Source organism: Streptomyces sp. NPDC006265 (assembly GCF_040613555.1).
Taxonomy (GTDB): Bacteria; Actinomycetota; Actinomycetes; order Streptomycetales; family Streptomycetaceae; genus Streptomyces.
This window is the reverse complement of the sequence record NZ_JBEXSH010001360.1, coordinates 1-1568: the sequence shown is the minus strand read 5'-3', so window position 1 is coordinate 1568 and position 1568 is coordinate 1. Positions and strand designations below refer to the sequence as shown.

The following is a 1568-nucleotide window of genomic DNA, read 5'->3' as shown; positions in this document are numbered from 1 at the left end:
GGCACCTCGGAGCCCAGCAGGTCGGAGCCAGCGCTGCGGACTAGGTCGCGGGCGGCTTCATTGTGGGAGGCGCGGGCGTTCTTGACTCGGGTGAAACTGCCACCAGCCGTACAGCGCGACGAGCATGACGACCGCCTGTTTGCCGGCGCTGCCGGTGAGGTGGCCGAAGAAGGCGCCGAAGAGGATGAGGCCGGCCAGGAACTGCACGGGCCAGGTCCAGATGGAGCGTCGCCAGCCCAGGGCGAGGGCGGCCAGGCCGAAGAGGTTGCCGACCATGTCGGACCAGAGGATGTGCTGGCCGAAGACGACGAACGCCTCGGAGTTCAGCGTGTTCACCGGCCGGCCCCCTGCGCGCGGTCGCCCAGCATCCGCTCGACGTACTTGGCGATGACGTCCACCTCGAGGTTGACCGGGTCGCCGGGCTGCTTGTGGCCGAGCGTGGTCAGGTCGAGGGTGGTGGGGATGAGGCTGACCGTGAAGTAGTCGGGGCCGGCGTCGACGACGGTGAGGCTGATGCCGTCGACGGTGATGGAGCCCTTCTCCACCACGTACCGGGTGAGGTCCGCGGGGAGGGAGATCTTCACGATCTCCCAGTGCTCGGAGGGCTTGCGCTCCAGGATCTCGCCGGTGCCGTCCACGTGGCCCTGCACGATGTGCCCGCCGAGGCGTTCGCCGATGGCCATGGGGCGTTCGAGGTTGACGCGGGATCCGGCCTTCAGGGCACCGAGGCTGGAGCGGTTCAGGGTCTCGGCCATGACGTCGGCCGTGAACTCGTCGCCCTCGTGGTCGACGACCGTGAGGCACACGCCGTTCACGGCGATCGAGTCGCCGTGCTTGGCACCTTGGGTGACGACCGGCCCTCGCAGGCGGAAGCGACAGGCGTCGTCGAGGGTCTCGACGGCGGTGATCTCGCCCAGCTCTTCGACGATTCCGGTGAACACTTCCCGGGTCCTCCTGCCTCTTCGGGCACGGACTCCGGGGCTGTCGATGACGACAGAAGGTACGAGCGGGGACACCGGGGGCGACGCCGGACGAGCCCGTCACGAGGACGGACTTCTCGGCGGCGCGCACGAATGCCCGCTCGCCGCGCACTGCCTCCCATCCGGACTTTAACCGTCGGTCCAGGAATTTCACCTGGTCAACCGGCCGCTGGAGGCGACCGGGTCGCGGACTGTAACCGCCGGTTCGGACTTTCACCGACCCCGGAGTGCGCTGCTACTGGTACAGGGCCAGTGTGCCACGCCGTGTCGATGTTCAAAGAGGCGAAGTGTGTGGGCTGCCTCACAGACCGTGCCGTACTCCTTCCCGAGCGCGACCGGTCGCCCAACATCCGCGCAGGACCGGCCTCTTGAGACCCGGCATTGGTACACACCTATTGACGATGTGGTCTAGTCCTTTCTAGGGTCATCGCCAGGTCGGCTCAACCCCACTGACCGGCCCGGCGACGGTGACGACGGCCCTTGCCCGCCGTCGGGCCTTCCCGCACCGCCCGGCTCGAACAGCTCCTCCTTCGCGCCGTTCTGCGTGAGGTCACCGAGGTGGGACAGGAAGACGATGTTCTCCTCCCG

2 protein-coding genes, 1 pseudogene and 1 riboswitch are annotated in these 1568 nt (G+C 67.9%); all 3 genes and pseudogenes read right to left on the bottom strand.

Features of this window, described 5'->3' with window-relative positions:
• Nucleotides 1-81 precede the first annotated feature (81 nt).
• Nucleotides 82-336, bottom strand: a pseudogene (locus tag ABZ281_RS48850) (nicotinamide mononucleotide transporter); the annotation flags it as partial.
• Nucleotides 333-941, bottom strand: coding sequence for a riboflavin synthase (locus ABZ281_RS48845; RefSeq protein ID WP_356665245.1), 609 nt, complete (start codon nt 939-941; stop codon nt 333-335). The gene ABZ281_RS48845 and the pseudogene ABZ281_RS48850, both read right to left, overlap by 4 nt.
• A 143-nt stretch (nt 942-1084) precedes the next feature.
• Nucleotides 1085-1215: riboswitch (FMN riboswitch) on the bottom strand.
• Nucleotides 1216-1388: 173 nt separating this feature from the next.
• On the bottom strand, nt 1389-1568 hold a 180-nt coding region (locus ABZ281_RS48840), incomplete at its 5' end, for a hypothetical protein (RefSeq protein WP_356665243.1).